The organism is Paracoccus litorisediminis (genome assembly GCF_009711205.1).
In the GTDB taxonomy this organism is placed as follows: Bacteria; Pseudomonadota; Alphaproteobacteria; order Rhodobacterales; family Rhodobacteraceae; genus Paracoccus; species Paracoccus litorisediminis.
The window spans coordinates 111,780-131,738 of record NZ_WMIG01000010.1; the positions used below are offsets into that span (position 1 = coordinate 111,780).

Here is a 19,959-nt window from a genome sequence, read left to right on the forward strand (position 1 = left end):
ATTTGCAGGAATCAGGTGGTCAGACGCAGATGAATGTGAAAATCATGAACAGACCCATTCATCTCAGGACCGACAAGATGAGCTTTCCCTGGCCAGAACCCGGCACCCCGCTGTCCCAGATCCCGACCCCGATGCCGGTGATCGACGAAGCCCGGATGGAGCGGAACATCGCAAGCGCGCAGGCGTATTTCACCGATTGCGGCAAGGATTTCCGCCCACATGTCAAAACGCACAAGATCCCGGCGCTGGCCTTGCAGCAATTGGCGGCGGGCGCGGTCGGGATCAACTGCCAGAAGATCACCGAGGCCGAGATCTTTGCCGATGCCGGGATCGAGGACATCCTGATCACCTACAATATCCTTGGCCCCGCCCGGCTGGCGCGGCTGCGGGCGCTGAACGACAGCATCTCGGGACTGCGGGTCACGACGGATAACGAGGCCACCATCGACGGACTGGCCGCGACATTCGACGCCGCGCGTCCGCTGCAGGTTCTGGTCGAATGCGACACTGGCGGCAAACGCTGCGGCGTGCAGACGCCTCAGGCCGCCGCCGCGCTGGCCGCGCGCATCGCCGCCGCGCCGGGGCTGCAATTCATGGGTCTGCTGACCTATCCAGCTGTCGGCGGTGCCGCCGTGGTCGAGTCCTTCCTGTCCGCGACCATGGACCTGCTGGCGCAGCAAGGCATTCCCTGCCCGGTGCGCTCGAATGGCGGATCGCCGGATCTGTTCAAGGCGCATGAGGTGCCCTCGGCCACCGAGCATCGCTCGGGGACCTATATCTACAATGACCGCGCCATGCTGCGCGCCGGGCATTGCGGGCCGGATGATCTGGCCATGCATGTGCTGGCCACCGTCGTCTCGCGCCCCGCGCCGGGACGGGCAGTGCTGGATTCGGGGTCCAAGGCGCTGACCTCGGACCTGCTGGGCTTTGCCGATTTCGGCCGGATCGAGGGGCATGAGGATGCCCGCATCACCTCGCTGTCCGAGGAGCATGGCGTGGTCGAGTTCGGCGATGCCGATTTCCCGCAAGTGGGCGAACAGGTGCGAATCGTGCCGAACCATACCTGCGTCGTGACCAACCTTTTCGACCGCGTGGTCTTTCACCGCGACGGGAAAGTGACCCGCGTGCTGGACGTCGCGGCACGCGGCACGGTCTGGTAGGCCGCAGCGCATTACAGGCGGTGAAAAAATTTCGGCGGGACGGATGAAATCCGCCCCGCCTTTTTCATGACGGATTTTCGTGATGGCCGTGAACAGCGGGCGGCAACCGCAGAAAATGCCGGATTTTCAGCCGTATTGCGTGAAAATCACGTTCACTGATTTTCACAAGGCGTGAAATTTCATTTCACAACAGCCATAGCCATGCGGCAAATTTCTTGACTGAAGCCGCAGATTCGCGATTAATCGTGAAAATTAATTACCAAATAGCGGCTCACATGCTTCGACTTGCCCCTTCGGCCCCCTGCATCACGGGGGCCGGTCGATGAAGATTTTCACGGCGTCCCTCGCCACGGAAACCAACACCTTCTCGCCCGTCCCGACGGATATGCAGGCCTTCCATGAGGCGTTCTACGCCCCTCCGGGCGCGCATCCCGAGACGCCGACGCTGTGCTCCTCGGTCGTGCCGATCCTGCGCCGCCGGGGCCGCGCCGAGGGCTTCACCGTGATCGAGGGCACGTCGTGCTGGGCGGAACCGGCCGGGCTGATCCAGCGCCAGACCTATGAGACGCTGCGCGACCAGATCCTGTCCGAGCTGGCCGCCGCCCTGCCGGTCAATGGCGTCATCCTTGGCCTGCATGGCGCAATGGTGGCGCAGGGCTATGACGATCCCGAAGGCGACCTGCTGGAGCGCGTCCGCGCCTTGGTCGGGCCCGAGGTGCTGATCTCGGCCGAATTCGATCCCCACAGCCACCTGACCGCGAAAAGGGTGCGCAATCTGGACCTGATGGCGACCTTCCTTGAATTTCCGCATACGGATTTCGAGGAACGCGGCGAACATGTCGTGGACCTGTCCTTGCAGGCGCTGCGCGGTCAGGTGCGCCCGGTGATATCGACCTTTGATTGCCGGATGATTACCATCTATCCGACCAGCCGCGAGCCGATGCGGTCATTTGTCGACCGGATCAAGGCGCTGCAGGCACAGGGCGGCGTACTGTCCGTCTCGGTGATCCACGGCTTCATGGCGGGCGATGTCCCCGAGATGGGCACCCGCATCGTCGTCGTCACCGATGGCGACAAGGCGGCGGGCGACGCCCTGGCCCGCCAGCTGGGGCATGAGCTTTATGCCATGCGCCGCCAGACCGCGATGCCGATGTTCGACACGGAATCCGGGCTGGGCCGCGCCACGCTGCTGCGCGCCGCGCAAACGGCGCTGCCGGTGGTCATTGCCGATGTCTGGGACAATCCCGGTGGCGGCGTCGCGGGCGATGCCACCCATATCCTGCGCCGGATGCTGGATCGCGGCATGGACCGGCTGGCGGTGGCGACGGTCTGGGACCCGATCGCGGTCTGGTTCTGCCATGCCGCCGGGACCGGGGCCGAGCTTGACCTGCGTATCGGCGGCAAGTCCTCGGGCCTGGGGGGCGAGCCCCTGGACCTGCGGGTGACCGTCATGCGCACTGTGGACGAAGGCTGGCAAAGCTTTCGCAACAGCCGCGTCACGCTGGGCCGCGCCGCCGTGATCAGGCCTGTCGGGACAGAAACCGACATCATCCTGATCAGCAGCCGCACCCAGACCTATGAGCCTGACATCTTTACCAATCTGGGCATCGACTTCGCCGCCAAGGACTATCTGCTGGTGAAATCGACAAACCATTTCTACGCCGGTTTCGCCCCGATCAGCTCCGAGATCGTCTATGTCGCGGCGCCGACCTCATACCCCACCAACCCGGCCGAGACGCCCTATCGCAAGGCCAGCCTTGGGCTGTGGCCGCGCGTGGCTGATCCGCTGGGACTTGATCCCTGACCCGATCCCGCAGGACCCGAAAAGGGCCGCATCAACAGGAGGAAGAACATGACCAAGACCACTTTCCTTGCCGGTTGCCTTGCCGCGCTGGCGGCGCAGGCCAGCATGGCGCAGGCCGCAGACGGCATCCTGACCGTCGCCACCATCGGAGAGCCGCCGACGCTGGACGCGATGCAGACGCCGACCGATATCGTGCTGACCATCGACCAACATATCTTCGAGACGCTCTATACCTATGACGCGCAATGGAAATCGGTACCGTTGCTGGCCGCAGGCATGCCGGAGCTGTCGGCGGACGGGCTGACCTACCGCATCCCGCTGCGGCAGGGCGTGACCTTCCATGATGGCTCGGCCTTCGATTCCGCCGATGTCGTGGCCTCGCTGACCCGCTGGATGAAGGTGAACTCCAAGGGCAAGCAGGTGTCCGAGGTCGTGGACAGCCTGAGCGCCGACGGCCCGGATGCGGTCGTCATCAAGCTGAAGTCGCGCTATGCGCCGCTGCTGGCCACGCTGTCGCAGGCCTCGATCATCCTGCCTTCGGAAAAGATCGCGGATGAGCTGACCGAATTCGTCGGCACCGGACCCTATGCCCTGAAAGAGCGCCGCCCCGACCAGTATACCCAGCTTGTCCGCTTTGACGGCTATGTCTCGCCCGAGGGCGAGCCCAGCAACTACGCCGGCAAGCGTCAGGCCATCGCCAAGGAAATCCGCTTCGTCCCCGTGCCCGATGCGAACACGCGGGTCGAGGGGCTGATCTCGGGGCAGTTCGACTTTGCCGACTCGCTGCCGGTCAGCGCCTATGACCGCGTCGAGGCCAGCGACAAGGCCGCCCCGGTGATCTTCCAGAACCAGGGCTGGACCTCGATGAACATGAACATGAAGCAGGGGCTGCTGACCAGCAAGGAGCTGCGGCAGGCGGTGCAACTGGCGCTGAACCCGTCGGACATGATGCTGGCGGCGTTCTCGGATGATCGCTTCTTCAGCGTCGATGGCTCGATCTTCCCCGAAGGCTTCCTGTGGCATACCGCATCCGGCGTCACCCGCTATGGCGAGGGCGACCCCGAAGGCGCGGCTAAACTGCTGGAGCAGGCGGGCTATGACGGCACGCCGCTGCGCATCCTGACCAGCCGCCAATACGAATTCCACTACAAGATCGGCGAAGTCGCCAAGGCCTATCTTGAGGCCGCGGGCTTCAAGGTCGATCTGCAGGTGGTGGACTGGGCGACGCTGACCACCCGCCGCGCCGATCCGGCACAATGGGACATCTTCATCACCCATTCGAACTTCCCCGGCGATCCCAGCACCATCAACACGATCACCGACAGCTATCCGGGCTGGTATGTCTCGGATCAGAAGGCGCAGGCGGTCTCGACCTATCTGGCCTCGACCAGCGACGACGAGAAGGCAAAGGCATGGGAAGGCGTCCAGAGCGTCATCTATGACGACGCGCCGCTGTTCAAGGTCGGCAATTTCAACGGGCTCAGCGGCATCGCCAAGGGCATTCCGGATTACGTGCCGACCTATTGGCCGCATTTCTGGAACGTGACCCCGAAGGAGTAAGGCGGAATGAACAGGATCGTTCGCGCCATGCTGGGGCGACTGGCGGGCATGGCACTTGTGCTGGTCATCGTCGCCACCGTGGTTTTCGTCATCGTCCGGGTGACGCCGGGCGATCCTGCCGCCGTGATGCTGGGATCGGACGCCACGCCGCAGGACATCGCCGATCTGCGCAGCCGGATGGGACTGGATGCGCCGCTGATCGTGCAATACGGCCAGTTCATGCTGGGCCTGCTGCGCGGCGATCTGGGCCAGTCGATCTTTCTGGGCCAATCGGTCGGTCAGGCGCTGTTGGCCCGCGCCGAGCCGACTTTCTTCCTGACGCTGTTTTCCATCCTGATCGCCTGCGCCATCGCCTTGCCGGTGGGGGTACTGTCGGCGGTGAAGCGCGGGACGGTCTTTGACCAGATCGTCGTGACGCTGACCATGATCGCCTCCAGCGTGCCCAGCTTCTGGCTGGGGCTGATGCTGATCCAGGTCTTTGCGGTCAGCATGGGGCTGTTTCCGGCCTCGGGCTATGGCGGGCCGGACAGCGGCTTTTTTGAGCGGCTGCAACATCTGGTCCTGCCGGCGGTGGCGCTTGGCGTGGTGAACTCGGCGCTGATCACCCGCTTTACCCGCGCCGCGATGCTGGACGTGCTGGGCGACGATTATGTGCGCACCGCACGGGCCAAGGGCGCGACCGAAAGGCGCGTGGTGCTGAAACATGCGCTGCGCAACGCGCTGGTCCCGATCATCACCGTCATCGGCCTGTCGGTCGCCATGCTGGTCGCAGGTGCGGTGGTGACCGAAACCGTGTTTGGCCTGCCCGGCATCGGCAATCTCGTCGTCTCGGCCGTGTTGCGCCGCGACTATCCCGTCATTCAGGGCACGCTGCTGGTGGTCGCCGCCATCTATGTGCTGATCAACTTCGTCGTCGATATGCTATACATCCTTGTTGATCCGCGGGTGCGGCTATGAGCGCCGCCGCCGCATCCTTCCTTGCCGGTTCGCGCCAGCTTCTGCGCAATCCCGCCGTGCTGATGGGGGCCGCCATTCTGGTGCTGGTCGTCATGGCCGCGCTGCTGGCGCCGCTGGTCGCGCCCTATGCCCCGAACAAGCTGTCCATCGCGAACAAGCTGCAATCGCCGTCGCTGCTGCATCCGTTCGGGACCGATGAATTCGGCCGCGACATCCTGTCCCGCGCGATCTTTGCCGGGCGAGTGTCGCTGATGGTCAGCCTTGGCGTGGTCGCGCTGTCGACGGTGCTGGGGGTGATCCTTGGCGTCGCGGCGGGCTTCTTCAAATCGCTCGACGCGCCGATCTCACGGCTGCTGGATGCGATGATGTCATTCCCGGACATCCTGCTGGCGATTGCGCTGGTCGCGGCACTGGGTCCGTCGCTGACCACGGTGATCATCGCGCTTGGCATTACCTATGCGCCGCGTCTGGCGCGCATCGTGCGCGGCTCGACGCTGGTCCTGCGCGAGATGCCCTATATCGAGGCCGCGATCACCTTGGGCCTGCCGACATGGCAGGTGCTGGTGCGGCACCTGCTGCTGAACCTCGCCTCGCCCATTCTGGTGCAGGCCACCTTCGTCTTTGCCTCGGCAATGCTGGCCGAGGCCAGCCTGTCCTTTCTTGGCGTTGGTGTTTCGACCGACATGCCGACCTGGGGGACGATGCTGGCCTCGGGACGGGAATACATGAACAGCGCGCCCTGGCTGATGGTGTTTCCCGGCCTTGCCATCGTGGCCTCGGTGCTGTCGCTGCAACTGTTGGGCGACGGGCTGCGCGATCTGGTCGATCCGCGCCTGACCAAGGAGCGTTGAGATGAACGAACCCATCCTGTCCGTCCAGAACCTGACCACCGCCTTTCGCACCTCGGAAGGCTGGCGCGAGGTGGTGCGCGACATCAGCTTCGACATCCATGCCGGCGAGACGCTGGCCGTGGTCGGCGAATCCGGATCAGGCAAAAGCGTCACCGCGCTTTCGGCCATGCGGCTGCTGCCCAAGGACAAGGCGCGCTCGACCGGGCGCATCCTGCTGGAAGGGCGCGACCTGCTGACCCTGCCGGAACACCAGATGCGGGCCGTGCGCGGTGGCCGGATCGGGATGATCTTTCAAGAGCCGATGACCTCGCTGAACCCGGTTTTCACCATCGGCAACCAATTGGCCGAGGCGCTGGTCCTGCATCGCGACATGTCGTGGAAGCAGGCCGAGGCCGAGGCCCTGCGCCTGATGGAGCGCGTCCGCATTCCCTCGGCCGGGACCCGGCTGCACGAATACCCGCACAAGTTTTCCGGGGGCATGCGGCAGCGGGTGATGATCGCCATGGCCTTGGCCTGCAAGCCGCGCCTGCTGATCGCGGATGAGCCGACGACGGCGCTGGACGTAACCATTCAGGCCGAAATCCTGTCGCTGATCGCCGAATTGCAGCGCGAGGAAAACATGGCCGTGCTGTTCATCACCCATGACATGGGCGTGGTGGCCGAGGTCGCCGACCGCACCGTCGTCATGTATCGCGGCGACATGATCGAGACCGGGGATACGCCGCAGCTATTCGCCGCGCCGGGCCAGCCCTATACGCGGGCGCTGCTGGCCTCGATCCCGCGGCTGGGGGCGATGGCCGGTTCCGTCACCCCCCGGCGTTTTCCGCAGGTCGATGCAGCGACGGGCGTGGCGACCGAGGGCGCGCAGCTGCCCCCGCCCCCTTCGGCCACGCAACCCGTCGTCAAGGTCTCGAACCTGTCGATCCGTTTCGACCTGCCGCAAGGTCGTGTCCATGCGGTCGAGGATGTGTCCTTCGACCTGCATCCGGGCGAGACCCTGGCGCTGGTCGGCGAATCCGGCTGCGGGAAATCGACCACGGGCCGGGCGATCATGCGGCTGAACACCCCCAGCGCCGGTGAAATTCTGGTCGGCGGGCAGAATGTCGCGAAAGCGCGCCCCGCCGAACTGCGCGCGCTGCGCCGCTCGGCCCAGATGATCTTTCAGGACCCTTTCGCCTCGCTCAATCCGCGCATCAGCGTCGGCGCGGCGATCCTTGAGCCGATCCTGACCCATGGCCTGCTGCCGAAACCCGCCGCAAGGGAACGCGTCAGCCAGTTGCTGGAACAGGTCGGCCTGTCGCCCGACATGGCAACGCGCTTTCCGCATGAGTTTTCGGGCGGGCAGCGTCAGAGGATCTCGATCGCGCGGGCGCTGGCGCTGGACCCGCAATTCATCGTCGCGGATGAGGCGGTCTCGGCGCTGGATGTGTCGGTCAAGGCGCAGGTCTCGAACCTGCTGATGGACCTGCAGGCGCAGCGCGGGCTGGCCTATCTGTTCATCTCGCATGACATGTCGGTGGTGGAGCGCATCAGCCACCGCGTCGCCGTGATGTATTTCGGCGAGATCGTCGAGATCGGCCCACGCGCCGCTATATTCGGCAATGCCCAGCATCCCTATACGCGCCGCCTGATCGCAGCCGTGCCGGTGCCCGACCCGGCGCAGCGCGGAACCCGGCCCGCGCCGCCAGCAGTCGAGCCGCGCAGCCCGATCCGCCCGCTGGATTATGTGCCGCCCAAGCGGCGCTACCGCGAAATCACCCCCGGCCATTTCGTCATGGACGAGGCCGCGGCCTGACCCATCAAGAAGGAGAATGACAATGGACATCAAGCGGCATGGCGTAGGCGAGGGCAAGGGCTCGGGCCAAAAGAGCCTGCCCTTCGCCAAGGCGACCGAGGCAGACGGCTGGCTTTACGTCTCGGGGCAGACCCCGATGCGCGACGGCGAGGTTGTCGGCCATGGCATCGTCGAACAGACGACCATCGCCATCGAGAACATGCTGAAGATCGTCACCGATGCCGGTTACGGCCCCGAACATGTCATGCGCGTCGGCGTCTGGCTGGACGATCCCCGCGATTTCTGGAGCTTCAACGGCGTCTTCGAACGCTATTTCGGCGCCAATCCCCCGGCGCGAGCCTGCGTGCAATCCTCGATGGTCGTCGACTGCAAGGTTGAGGTCGACTGCATCGCCTATCGCCGCCCGGCCTAGGCGAACAGCACGCAAGTGGGGCTGCCCAGCGGATAGGGCTGCCCCAAGGCACTCAGCGCGCCACTGCTCGCGTCGATTTCGAACAGGCACAGCGAATGGCTGTCCTGATTGGCCGCGACCAGATAGCGTCCGCTGGGGTCGATATTGAAATCGCGCGGCGTCGTGCCCCCGGTCGGGGTCCAGCCAAGCGGTTGCAACTCGGCCCCCGCGCCCACGGCAAACGCCGCGATGCTGTCATCACCGCGGTTCGAGACATAAAGAAAGCGGCCATTCGGATGCAGACGGATGGCGGCGCAAGCCGACGGAACCGCGCCCTTGGGTAAGGTCGGGACCTGCGCCACGGGCCGGAATTCGTCGCCGTCACGCAGGTAGCTTTGCACCATGCAGCCCAGCTCATGCACCACGAACAGCATCCGCCCATCCGCCGATTGCACCAGATGACGCGGCAGCGAGCCGGGCGGCGCCTTCAGGATCAGGTCGGGCGTCGCGGCTAAGGCCGCGCCCACAAAGGGATAATGCAGGATCTCATCCGTCCCGGCATCGCAGACGAAAACGCCGCGCTCATCGGCGGCGGGGACGACCTGATGGGCATGCGGCCCCTCTTGGCGGTCCGGGTTCGGGCCGTGGCCGGAACGCTCGACCCGTTCGCCCGCAGCGGCAATCGTCCCGTTCGGGTCAAGCGGATAGCAGACCACGCTGCCGGTCATGTAATTCGCGATCAGCAGCCGCGACTGATCCAAGTCCAGCGCGACGTGGCAGGGGCAATCGCCTTGCGCGCCCTGCCGTCCGGTGACCCGAAAGCCCGACTGCGGATCCAGATCCAACGCCGCCACCGCAGCGCCTTCGGCCTCGGCCAGTTCCTCGACGGCGTAAAGGCGTTTGCAGTCATCCGATAGCGCCAGATAGGACGGGTTGCGCAGCTTGTCGCATGTCGCGACCGGCACGAAAGTCTGACGGTCGGGGTCCAGCCGCAGCAGGCTGATCCCCACCCCCTTGGCCGCGACATGGGGCATCGATTCCGTATAGGAACCGACGACCACCAATATTCCCCGATCCTCGACCGCCATGCCGTATCCCCCTGTTGTCGTTGATTATGCCTGACGCGTGGTCAGATGCGCCGATGCCGGGATCACCGCCAGCAGCACCGCCAGCAACCCGAAGGCAATCGGCAGGCTGAGATGATGCGAGATCAGACCCAGCGCCGCCGGACCAATCAGGATACCGGCATAGCCAACCGTGGTGACCGCAGCGACCGCCATGGCTGGCGACATCGCCCGCTGCCTTCCGGCAAGGCTGAACAGTACCGGCACGATGTTCGACGCCCCAAGCCCGATCAGCACAAAACCCAGCAGCGCCGTGACAGGATGGGGGCTGACCAGCAGGATCACGATGCCCAGAACCCCGACCGCACCGCCGACGATCAGCACCTGCCTGCCGCCGAAACGCCCGACGACCCGGTCCCCGGTCAACCGCCCCAGCGTCATCGCCGCCGCGAACAGCATGTAGCCGACGCCGCCATGGGCATGGTCCAGCAGCCCCTTGCCGACGACCAACAGCGCGCCCCAGTCCAGAATGGCGCCCTCGACCAGAAAGGTGATCCCGGCCAGCACCGAGAGCAGCAGCACAATACCCTTGGGCAAGGCAAAGGGCATCGGCTGTCCGCCCTTGGCCGCAAGCAGCCGGGGCCATGCCAGCAGCAGCGCGCCCCAAGTCAGCAGGCTGCCGCAGATCGTGGCTTGGACCGGGCTCAGCCCCAGTGACAGCAGCACCGTCACCCCTGCCGCTCCGGCGAAGCCGCCAATGCTGAACATGGCGTGAAAGCCCGACATCAACGGCCGGGCCGAGTCACGCTCGACCTCGACCGCATGGATGTTCATCGCCACATCAAGCGTGCCCAGCGACGCGCCAAACAGCATCAACACCACGGCCAGACCAAGGGCGCTGCTGGTCAAGGTCAGCAGCGGCAGCAGCAGGACCAGTCCGATGCCGCCCCCCATAATCAGGGGCTTGCTGCCGATCTGCGCGGCCAGCCAGCCCGTCACCGGCATCGCCATGATCGAGCCGACGCCAAGGCACAGCAGCAGCAGCCCCAAACCGGCATCGTCGACCCCGACATTTTCCTTGGCAAAGGGCACCAGCGGCGCCCAGCAGGCCATGGCAAAGCCCGCGGCCACAAAGGCAAGCCGGGTGGCCAGCCGGGTTTCGGGACGATTGTTGGTGGTCATGACATCATGCGCCTTCTTCTGCGGGCTCTGCGATCAGGGTTTCACATCCCAGCGCCGCCAAACCGGCCCGAATGGGCTGGGGCGCATCGCCGGACAGGACATAGATTCCGACATCCTCGGGGCGGCAGATGCGGTAAGGGGCGAGGGTGTTCAGCTTATCCGTCGTCAGCAGGACCGCGCTGGCCCGTGCCGCGCGCAGCAGCGACCGCTTGAACTGCACGTCATCGGGGTCAAAACCTGCCAGACCCTCGCCCGGCGCAAAGGCACAAGCGCCAAGAAAGCACAGCTCGATGCAGTAATCCTGAAGCCCGGAAATCGCCTTGGCATCGACGCAACCGGCCAAATCGGCATTGATGCGGCCGCCAAGGACATTGACTTCAACGGCTTTGTTGCGCGCCATCTCGGCCGCGATCAGGACGGAGTTGGTGACGATACGGATGCCATCCGGCAGAAACCGCGTCAGCAGCAGATTGGTCGAGGACGCATCCAGAAACACCGTCTGTCCGGGCCGCAGAAGCGCGCTGCCGCACCGCGCCAGCGCCAGCTTGGCCGCCGCCTGCATCCCGGCCCGCTGACCCACCGGTCCTGACGCGGGCGAGATCGGCAGCGCCCCGCCATAGACCCGCTGGCAGACCCCCTCGGCAGCCAGCGCACGCAGGTCGCGGCGGATCGCATCCTCGGACACGGCGAATTCGGCGGCAAGGTCATTGGACATGACCGGCTGCCCGGCCTGAAGCCGCCGCTTGATCTGCTGCTTGCGGTGATCGGGGAATCGCGCGTTTTCCGTCATAAACGTGCATTAGCAAGAATAGTTGATTGACACAAGCACCAGCAGTCGCGGCTTTCCTATCCCCACGACTTGCGGCTATATGCCGCGCATCCTTCCGGGTCCGGTCCATGTCACCCCAACTGCCTCCGTTGAAATCCCTTGCCGTGTTCGACCAATGCGCGCGCTTCCTGTCGTTCTCGCGCGCGGCCGAGGAAATGGGCATCACCCAAAGCGCGGTCAGCCGGCATATTTCCAATCTGGAAGCCTCGATCGGGGCCAAGCTGTTCAACCGCTCGAAACAGGGGGTCCACCTGACCTCGGCGGGCGAGTTCTACGCCGAGGATATCAGTCGCGTCATGGCCGATATCGTCGCCTCGACCGAAAGGCTGCGTTCCTGGGTCGGGCCGCGACAGGTGACCATCGCCGCCTCGACGGCGGTGGCGGACATGTGGCTGCTGCCGCGCTTGCCGCTGCTGATGCAGCATTTCCCGGGGCTGGAACTGCGCGTCCATTCCGAGGACCAGTTCGAACGGCTGACACTGGACGAATTCGATCTGGCGATCTTCTTTCAGGCCCGTCAGCGCAACGACGTGAAATGCGTCGAACTGGGCCGCGAGGAGCTGATCGCGGTCTCGGCCCCCGGCTCGGCCCCGCTGGTCGAACAGGAAAACCCGGTGCTGATTTCCATCGACGGCTCGCTGCGGGACTGGACCGACTGGGACGATTGGCTGCGTGATGCCAAGGTCGAGATGCCCGCCCAGACCCGGCGCTGGCGTCTTGGGGCCTATCGCATGGTGGTCGAGGCTGCGGCGCAGGGTCTGGGCACGGCCATCGGCTGGACATGGCTGGTCGAGGAAATGCTGGAACAGCAGCGCCTGACCTTGGTCCATGACCATGTCTTTCAGGCGCCAGGCAGTTTCTATCTGATGCGCCCTGCCCACCGCCATCAGCGCAAGATCGCGCGCGGCGTCACCGAATGGCTGATCGAAAGCAACCGGGGGACGCGCGCGCTTTAGGTCAGGCCGTGCGGTTCGTGCGCATGTTGCGCAGGAAGCCGACGACGGTAAAGATCAGCCATGCGACCTGCGTGATCATCGCGCCCAGATTGAAATTCTCTTGCAGCGACCAGATCAGGGCGACGCCGCCCAAAATGTTGAGGTAGGTGTAGGAACTGTCCCTCAAGCTCAGCACGCCGGTCTGCAGCAGGGCATAGGCAAGCAGATAGGCACACGCACCGATTATCCCGGCAACGTCGGCAAGCATCATCAAAGTCTCCGCAAAAATACCGTCCGCACCGGCTGTCCCGGCCCGGAATCTGGTCGCTCTCCTATGGCGAGGATCGGCGGAATGCACATGCGGAAATCTGATCAGGTCATGATTTTATATCATGACGGAATCCGGCCCGGACCCCTTCCGCCATGGCTTCGGCTGCCAGTATGACAGCCCGAAAACCTAAGGGCCGCAGGGCCCCGCCAGCAAGGAGCCCATCCCATGACCCGCGACAACATTCCCTCGATCGGCCGGCGCCAATTCCTGGCCGCGCTGGGTGCAACGGCGCTTGCCTCGGGGCTGATCGTGCCCGCCTCGGTGGCCCGCGCGCAGGACGCGCAGGCAGCCCCGGTCAAGGGTGGCGTGCTGAAGCTGGGGATCGGCGGCGGTTCGACCACGGACAATCTGGACCCGCGCATCCTGACCGACTGGGTGCCGGTGAACCAAGCCTACATGCTGATGAACGGTCTGGTCGAGATCGACGCCCAGAACAACGTCGTCCCCGAGCTGCTGGAAAGCTGGCAGCCCGAGGAAGGCGCCAAGGTCTGGCATCTGAAGGTCCGGCAGGGCGTCACCTTCCACAATGGCAAGGTGCTGAATGCCGATGACGTGCTGTATTCGCTGAACCTGCACCGGGGCGAGACGACCTCGGCGGCGCGTTCGGTCGCGGCACCGATCACCGCGCTGGAAAAGACCGGCGAATACGACATCAAGCTGGTGCTGGAATCGGGCAATGCCGACCTGCCCTACATGCTGTCGGATTACCACTTCCTGATCGTGCCGGATGGCTGGAGCGATTTCGCCAAGCCCGTCGGGACCGGCCCCTTCGTCTATGAAAGCTATGAGCCGGGCGTACGCTCGCGCTTTACCCGCAACCCGAATTACTGGAAGCCCGACACCGCATGGGTCGATGCGGTCGAGGTGATCGTGATCAACGACATCTCTGCGCGCACCAATGCGATGATGTCGGGTCAGGTCCATGCCATCAACCGGCTGGACTTCAAGACCGTCGACCTGCTCAAGCGCAACAAGAACCTGTCGGTCGTGCAATCGGCGGGCGGCCAGCATTTCAACTTCCTGATGGATTGCACGCAGGCACCCTTCACCGACCAGAACATCCGTCTGGCGCTGAAGCACGGCATCAACCGCGAGCAGCTGCTGAAAACCGCGCTGATGGGCTATGGCTCGGTCGGGAACGACCATCCCGTGCCCAAGACCGACCGCTTCTTTGCCAAGGACCTGCCGCAGCGCCCCTACGATCCGGAAAAGGCCAAGTTCCATCTGAAACAGGCGGGGCTCGACAGCCTGAAGGTGACGCTGGCGGCCTCGGACGCGGCCTTTGGCGGCGCGGTCGATGCGGCGGCGGTCTATCGCCAGAACGCCATGGCCGGCGGCATCCAGATCGATATCAAGCGCGAGCCCGCCGACGGTTACTGGGACAATGTCTGGATGAAGGCGCCGTTCTGCATGTCCTACTGGGGCGGGCGCCCGACCGCCGACCAGATGCTGACGGCGGCCTATTTCTCGAAATCCTCGCAAAACGACACGCATTGGGCCAACCCCACCTTCGATGCCAAGCTGATCGAGGCCCGCGCCCTGCTGGACGATGCCAAGCGCGCCGAGATCTATGCCGAACTGCAGCAGATCGTCTCGGATGATGGCGGGGCGATCATCCCGATGTTTGGCGATTACCTTGACGCCGTGTCCAACAAGCTGGGCGGCGTGACCAGCCACCCGATGTTCAACTTCATGGGCGCGCGTCTGGCCGAAAAAGTCTGGCTGAAAGCATGAGCCGCCTGATCCTGAAACGACTGGGCCTGGGGGTATTCACCCTCTGGCTGGTCTCGGTGCTGGTCTTTGCCGGAACGCAGGTGCTGCCCGGCGACGTGGCATCGGCCATCCTTGGTCAGAACGCCACCCCCGAGGCGCTGGACGTGCTGCGTCGCGATCTGGGGCTGAACGATCCGCTGGTGCTGCGCTATGTCACCTGGCTCAAGGGCTTTGCCACCGGCGATCTGGGCAATTCGCTGGCCTCGGGCCAGCCGGTATCCGAGCTGATCGGGTCGCGGCTGATGAACACGCTGATGCTGGCCGCCTATGCGGCGGTGATCTCGGTCCCGCTGGCGGTGGTGCTGGGAATTTTGGTCGCGGTGTTTCGTGGCTCGATCTTTGACCGGGTGATGAACGTGCTGGCGCTGGCCTGCGTGGCGCTGCCGGAATATTTTCTGGGCCTGCTGCTGGTCCTGTGGTTCTCGGTTCAGCTGGGCTGGCTGCCCGCACTGGCCGACACCTATCCCGGCATGGGGCTTGGCGAATGGATCAAGGCCACGACCCTGCCCGCGTTGACGCTGGTGCTGGTCACCATGGCGCAGATGATGCGGATGACCCGCACCGCGCTGCTGGGCGTCATGGATCAAAGCTATGTCGAGACCGCCTGGCTGAAGGGTCTGCGCGCCCCGCGCGTGGTCCTGCGCCATGCCCTGCCCAATGCCGCCGCCCCCATCGTCAATGTCGTCGCCTTCAACATCGCCTATCTGATCACCGGCGTCGTGCTGGTCGAGGCGGTGTTCAACTATAACGGTCTGGGCCGCTTCATGGTCGATGCCGTTGCCAAGCGCGACCTGCCCTTGGTGCAGGCCTCGGCGCTGGCTTTCGCGGCAGCCTTCGTCCTGCTCAACATGATCGCGGATATCGCGGCCATCGCGCTGAACCCGCGCCTGCGTCATCCCCGCTGAGGTCCCCCATGCGCAAACCAACTTTTACCGCATGGATCGGGCTGGCCATCCTTGCCGCCTATCTGGTGATCCTGATCGCAGGCCCGCATCTGGCCCCCTTCGGCCAGGAGGACATCATCGGCTCGCCCTTCGGCGACCCCGAGCCGGGCCACCCGCTGGGCTTTGACCAGAATGGCCGGGACATGCTGTCGCGGCTGCTTTACGGCGGCCAGATGTCGATCGGCGTGTCGCTGGCGGCGGTGCTGATTTCCTTTGCCGTCGGCATCCCCATGGGCTTCATGGCCGCGATCCGAGGCGGCTGGTTCGACACCATCCTGTCGCGTCTGGTCGACACCATCATGTGCGTGCCGGTGCTGATCTCGGCGCTGGTCGTGCTGCAGGCGCTGGGATCGTCGCTGCCGGTTCTGGTCCTGACCATCGCGCTTCTGGACAGCACGCGGGTCTTCCGCCTGTCGCGGGTTCTGGCACAGGGCGTCGGCGCGCTGGAATTCGCCGAGGTCGCCCGTCTGCGCGGCGAGGGCAACTGGTGGCTGATCCGTAAGGAGATCCTGCCCAATGTCGCCTCGCCGCTGGTCGCGGAATTCGGCCTGCGCTTCTGCTTCACCTTCCTCTTCGTCGCGGGCCTGTCCTTCCTTGGCCTTGGCGTGCAACCGCCCTTCGCCGATTGGGGCGGCATGGTGAAGGATAACCAGCAGGCCATCGTCTATGGCCTTTACGCGCCGCTTTATCCCGCCGCCGCCATCGCCATCCTGACCGTGGGCGTGAACCTGGTCGTGGACTGGATGCTGGCCGGGCGTTCTGCCCCGCAAGGAGACAACAGATGAGCGATCCCATCCTGCGCATCCGCAATCTTCAGGTCACCGCCCCCGATGGACGCGCGTTGACCCGCGGGATCGACGTCGATCTGGCTCCGGGCGAGGTTCTGGGCCTGATCGGGGAATCCGGGGCTGGCAAGTCCACCATCGGTCTGGCCGCACTTGGCTATGGCCGGGGCGGTTGCCGGATCAGCGGCGGCACGGTCGAGGTCGCCGACCGCCAGATCGTCCCCGGCACCCGGCGCGACCGCGAACAGGTCCGCGGCGCCCGCGTGGCCTATGTCGCGCAATCGGCTGCCGCCGCCTTCAACCCGGCGCAGCGCCTGGGCGAACAGATGATCGAGGCCGCGCTGTATCACGGCACGATGACCCGCCCCGAGGCCGAGGCATGGCGCGATGAGCTGATCCGCGTCCTGCAACTGCCCAATCCCGAAACCTTCCCGGACCGCTATCCGCATCAGGTCTCGGGCGGGCAATTGCAGCGGGCGATGATCGCCATGGCCATGGCCTGCCGCCCCGATATCCTTGTGCTGGATGAGCCCACGACCGCCTTGGACGTGACCACCCAGATCGAGGTGCTGGTACTGCTGCGCGGATTGATCCGGCGCTACGGCACGGCCGCGCTTTACATCACCCACGACCTTGCCGTGGTCGCCCAGATCTCCGACCGCATCATGGTGCTGCGCCATGGCGAGCTGGTCGAACAGGGCACGGCTCAGGCCATTCTGGAAGCCCCGCAACAGGATTACACCCGCCGTCTGGTGGCCGAGCGCGGCGCGCATGAGCGGCTGGCCGCGACCCGCAGCCCCGGCGCGGAAATCCTGTCGGTCGAGCGGCTCAAGGTCTTTTACGGCCATAATCAGGCGCTGCATGACGTGTCCCTGACCCTTGGGCGTGGCGAGACGCTGGCCATTGTCGGCGAAAGCGGCTCGGGCAAGTCCACATTGGCGCGCGCCATTGCCGGGCTGCCGCCCTTCTCGCAGGGTAGGATGCGCTTTGACGGGGCCGAGTTGCCCGCGCGCTTCCAGAAACGGTCGCAGGACATGCTGCGCCGGATCCAGCTGGTCTATCAACTGCCCGATGTCGCCCTGAACCCGCGCCAGACCATTGCCGAGATCATCGGCCGCCCGCTGCAACTGTATTTCGGGCTGCGCGGCAAGGCGCTGGCCGAGGGCGTGGCGCGGCTGCTGGCGGATGTCGGCCTGCCCGCCGATTTCGCCGCGCGGCTGCCCGGCGCACTGTCGGGCGGACAGAAGCAACGCGTCTGCGTTGCCCGCGCCCTGGCGGCTCAGCCCGATCTGATCATCTGCGACGAGGTGACATCCGCCCTTGACCCGCTGGTCGCCGAGGAAGTCCTGCAGCTTCTGGCGCGGCTGCAGCAGGAACGCGGGCTGGCCTATCTGTTCATCACCCATGACCTTGGGGTGGTGCGCCGGATCGCCGACCGCACGCTGGTCATGCAAAAGGGACGCGTGGTCGAGGAAGGCCCGACCGAGACGATCTTCACGCCCCCATGGCAGGGCTATACCGGCGAACTCATCACATCCGTCCCGGAAATGCGGCGCGACTGGCTGGATGGCCTGCTGGCCACCCGTGGACAAGCTCTGGAGACTGCGAAATGACCATCGAGGAACATGTCTGGATTCCGCTTGCCGACGGCACGCGGCTGGGTGCCCGCATCTGGCATCCTGACGGCGATGCCCCTGCCCCGGCGATCCTGGAATACATCCCCTATCGCAAGCGCGAAGGCACCCGTGGCCGGGATGAGCCGATGCATGGCTATTTCGCGTCCCGTGGCTATGTCGCCATCCGTGTCGACATGCGCGGCACCGGCGAATCCGACGGGCATATGGCCGATGAATACCTGCTGCAGGAACAGGATGACGCGCTGGAGGTCATCGCCTGGATCGCCGCGCAGGACTGGTGCGACGGCAATGTGGGCATGATGGGCAAAAGCTGGGGCGGCTTCAATTCGCTTCAGGTCGCCGCCCGCCATCCCCCGGCGCTCAAGGCGATCATCTCGGCCTATTCGACCGATGACCGCTTCCGCGACGACATCCATTACATGGGCGGGGCGCTGCTGAACGACAACTTGTGGTGGGGCACGATCATGCTGGCCTATCAGTCGCGCCCGCTGGACCCGGAAATCGTGGGCGAGGACTGGCGCAAGGCATGGCTTGACCGGATCGAGAAGCTGCCCTTCTTCCCCGCCATCTGGGCCAGCCACCAGCGCTACGACGACTATTGGAAGCATGGCTCGGTGCAGGAAGACTGGTCCGCGATCGAATGCCCGGTGCTGGTGATCGGCGGCTGGTCGGACAGCTACACCAATACCGTACCGCGTCTGGTTGCGAACCTGCAGGCCCCGGCATGGGGCATCATCGGGCCTTGGGGGCATATCTATCCGATGGATGGCGTACCCGGCCCGGCCATCGGCTTCCTGCAGGAAGCCACCGACTGGTGGGACCATTGGCTGCGCGGCATCGACCGCGGCATCGAGGCGCAGCCCAAGATGCGCTTCTATGAGCAGGACAGCTTTGCACCGACCGGCACCCGGCTGGCAAATCCCGGGCGCTGGATCGCCGAGGCCGAATGGCCCTCGCCCCGGCTGGACTGGACCGATTTCCCGCTGGGCGCGGATGGGGTGCTGGGATCGGCGGCCACCGGCGATCTGGCGATCTGCTCTCCGCAAAGTCACGGCAAGGCGGCTGGCGAATGGATGGGTGTCGGCTGCGTCGGCGAGAATCCGACCGATCAGCGGCTGGATGATGGCGGCTCATTGAACTTCGATTCCGCGCCGCTGGTAGATGACATGTCGGTGGTGGGCGCGCCCCGGTTGCGGCTGCGGCTGGCCTCGGACAAGCCGGTGGCGCAGCTGGTCGCGCGGCTGTCGGAAATCCTGCCCTGTGGGCAGGTCACGCGGGTCAGCTATCAGGTGCTGAACCTGACCCATCGCGACAGCCACGAGACCCCGGAAGCGCTGGAACCGGGTCGCTTCTATGACGTGACCGTCACTATGAACGCGCTGGCCCATCGCTTCGCCAAGGGCAACCGGGTGCGGGTGTCGATCGGGACGGCCTATTGGCCGATGATCTGGCCCGCGCCGGAACGCGCGACGCTGACCATTCGCGGCAGCGAAAGCCGGGCGGAACTGCCGTTGCGGGCGCCCAGCCCGCTGGACGCGCAGGTCAGTTTTGCGCCCCCTCAACCCGGTCCGGCCTGTGCCATCACGCAGGTCGATCCGGGCACCGTCCGGCGCTGGACCGAACAGGACCACGTCTCGGGTGAGACCACCTACCACACCGAGGGTATCGGCGGCCTGTTCGGAGAAGGCATCCTGCGTTTCGACGATATCGGCACGACCATCGGCCATTCGCTGAAACGCACGCTGACCATCCGCGACGACGACCCGCTTTCGGCGCATTACCACCTGCGCCAGTCCTATGACATCGGGCGCGAAGGCTGGCAGATCCGCATCGAGAGCGTGACCGAGATGCGCTCGGATCGGGATGATTTCCTGATCTCGGGGCAGTTGCAGGCCTTTGAAAACGGCGCGCTGGTCGCGACCCGCGACTGGGACGAACGCATTCCGCGCCAGTTGATCTGA

17 protein-coding genes are annotated in these 19,959 nt (G+C 65.2%); 13 read left to right on the top strand and 4 right to left on the bottom strand.

Annotation, left to right across the window (positions count from 1 at the left end; genetic code table 11):
- Positions 1-44: 44 nt before the first annotated feature.
- The 7 genes from GL300_RS16540 to GL300_RS16570 all read left to right on the top strand — a co-directional run bounded on the left by GL300_RS16540 (position 45) and on the right by GL300_RS16570 (position 8,539).
- Complete coding sequence (locus GL300_RS16540) at positions 45-1,160, top strand: D-TA family PLP-dependent enzyme (protein ID WP_246195219.1); 1,116 nt, start codon at positions 45-47, stop codon at positions 1,158-1,160.
- 322 nt (positions 1,161-1,482) lie between these two features.
- Positions 1,483-2,964: a M81 family metallopeptidase gene (locus GL300_RS16545; RefSeq protein WP_155040763.1), complete on the top strand. Its 1,482-nt coding sequence runs from the start codon at positions 1,483-1,485 to the stop codon at positions 2,962-2,964.
- A gap of 48 nt (positions 2,965-3,012) precedes the next feature.
- The gene (locus GL300_RS16550; protein WP_155040764.1) at positions 3,013-4,524 is read left to right on the top strand and encodes an ABC transporter substrate-binding protein; all 1,512 of its coding nucleotides are present in this window, start codon (positions 3,013-3,015) and stop codon (positions 4,522-4,524) included.
- A 6-nt stretch (positions 4,525-4,530) separates the two neighbouring features.
- Positions 4,531-5,481, top strand: a complete 951-nt coding sequence (locus GL300_RS16555) for an ABC transporter permease (RefSeq protein WP_155040765.1) — start codon at positions 4,531-4,533, stop codon at positions 5,479-5,481.
- Entirely contained in the window at positions 5,478-6,332 is an 855-nt protein-coding gene (locus GL300_RS16560) for an ABC transporter permease (RefSeq protein WP_155040766.1), read from the top strand. The genes GL300_RS16555 and GL300_RS16560 overlap by 4 nt, the downstream gene beginning before the upstream one ends.
- A gap of 1 nt (position 6,333) precedes the next feature.
- Positions 6,334-8,127: an ABC transporter ATP-binding protein gene (locus tag GL300_RS16565; protein WP_155040767.1), complete on the top strand. Its 1,794-nt coding sequence runs from the start codon at positions 6,334-6,336 to the stop codon at positions 8,125-8,127.
- 22 nt (positions 8,128-8,149) lie between these two features.
- Positions 8,150-8,539 carry a RidA family protein gene (locus GL300_RS16570; RefSeq protein ID WP_155040768.1) on the top strand — a complete coding sequence of 130 codons (390 nt, stop codon included), beginning with the start codon at positions 8,150-8,152 and terminating at the stop codon, positions 8,537-8,539.
- Here the strand turns inward: GL300_RS16570 and GL300_RS16575 are convergent.
- From GL300_RS16575 to GL300_RS16585, 3 genes are read right to left on the bottom strand one after another with little or no spacing between them, the layout of a single operon-like run.
- A complete protein-coding gene (locus tag GL300_RS16575) occupies positions 8,536-9,606 on the bottom strand; it encodes a lactonase family protein (RefSeq protein ID WP_155040769.1) in 1,071 nt (356 codons plus the stop codon). The genes GL300_RS16570 and GL300_RS16575 overlap by 4 nt on opposite strands.
- Before the next feature lie 24 nt (positions 9,607-9,630).
- Positions 9,631-10,764: an MFS transporter gene (locus GL300_RS16580; RefSeq protein ID WP_155040770.1), complete on the bottom strand. Its 1,134-nt coding sequence runs from the start codon at positions 10,762-10,764 to the stop codon at positions 9,631-9,633.
- 4 nt (positions 10,765-10,768) lie between these two features.
- Positions 10,769-11,554 (bottom strand): DeoR/GlpR family DNA-binding transcription regulator, encoded by a 786-nt coding sequence (locus GL300_RS16585; RefSeq protein ID WP_155040771.1) that lies wholly within the window; start codon positions 11,552-11,554, stop codon positions 10,769-10,771.
- 107 nt (positions 11,555-11,661) lie between these two features.
- On the opposite strand from GL300_RS16585, the gene GL300_RS16590 reads away from it, so the two are divergent.
- A complete protein-coding gene (locus tag GL300_RS16590; RefSeq protein WP_155040772.1) occupies positions 11,662-12,549 on the top strand; it encodes a LysR substrate-binding domain-containing protein in 888 nt (295 codons plus the stop codon).
- A 1-nt stretch (position 12,550) separates the two neighbouring features.
- On the opposite strand, the gene GL300_RS16595 is transcribed toward GL300_RS16590, so the two are convergent.
- A complete protein-coding gene (locus GL300_RS16595) occupies positions 12,551-12,799 on the bottom strand; it encodes a CBU_0592 family membrane protein (protein WP_155040773.1) in 249 nt (82 codons plus the stop codon).
- A 225-nt stretch (positions 12,800-13,024) separates the two neighbouring features.
- On the opposite strand from GL300_RS16595, the gene GL300_RS16600 reads away from it, so the two are divergent.
- From GL300_RS16600 to GL300_RS16620, 5 genes are read left to right on the top strand one after another with little or no spacing between them, the layout of a single operon-like run.
- Positions 13,025-14,593 carry an ABC transporter substrate-binding protein gene (locus GL300_RS16600; protein ID WP_155040774.1) on the top strand — a complete coding sequence of 523 codons (1,569 nt, stop codon included), beginning with the start codon at positions 13,025-13,027 and terminating at the stop codon, positions 14,591-14,593.
- On the top strand, positions 14,590-15,537 hold the full coding sequence (locus GL300_RS16605; protein WP_155040775.1) for an ABC transporter permease: 948 nt from the start codon (positions 14,590-14,592) through the stop codon (positions 15,535-15,537). Before GL300_RS16600 ends, GL300_RS16605 begins: the two co-directional genes overlap by 4 nt.
- An 8-nt stretch (positions 15,538-15,545) precedes the next feature.
- Entirely contained in the window at positions 15,546-16,361 is an 816-nt protein-coding gene (locus GL300_RS16610) for an ABC transporter permease (RefSeq protein ID WP_155040776.1), read from the top strand.
- Entirely contained in the window at positions 16,358-17,974 is a 1,617-nt protein-coding gene (locus GL300_RS16615) for an ABC transporter ATP-binding protein (RefSeq protein WP_155040777.1), read from the top strand. The genes GL300_RS16610 and GL300_RS16615 overlap by 4 nt, the downstream gene beginning before the upstream one ends.
- Positions 17,971-19,959, top strand: a complete 1,989-nt coding sequence (locus tag GL300_RS16620; protein ID WP_155040778.1) for a CocE/NonD family hydrolase — start codon at positions 17,971-17,973, stop codon at positions 19,957-19,959. The genes GL300_RS16615 and GL300_RS16620 overlap by 4 nt, the downstream gene beginning before the upstream one ends.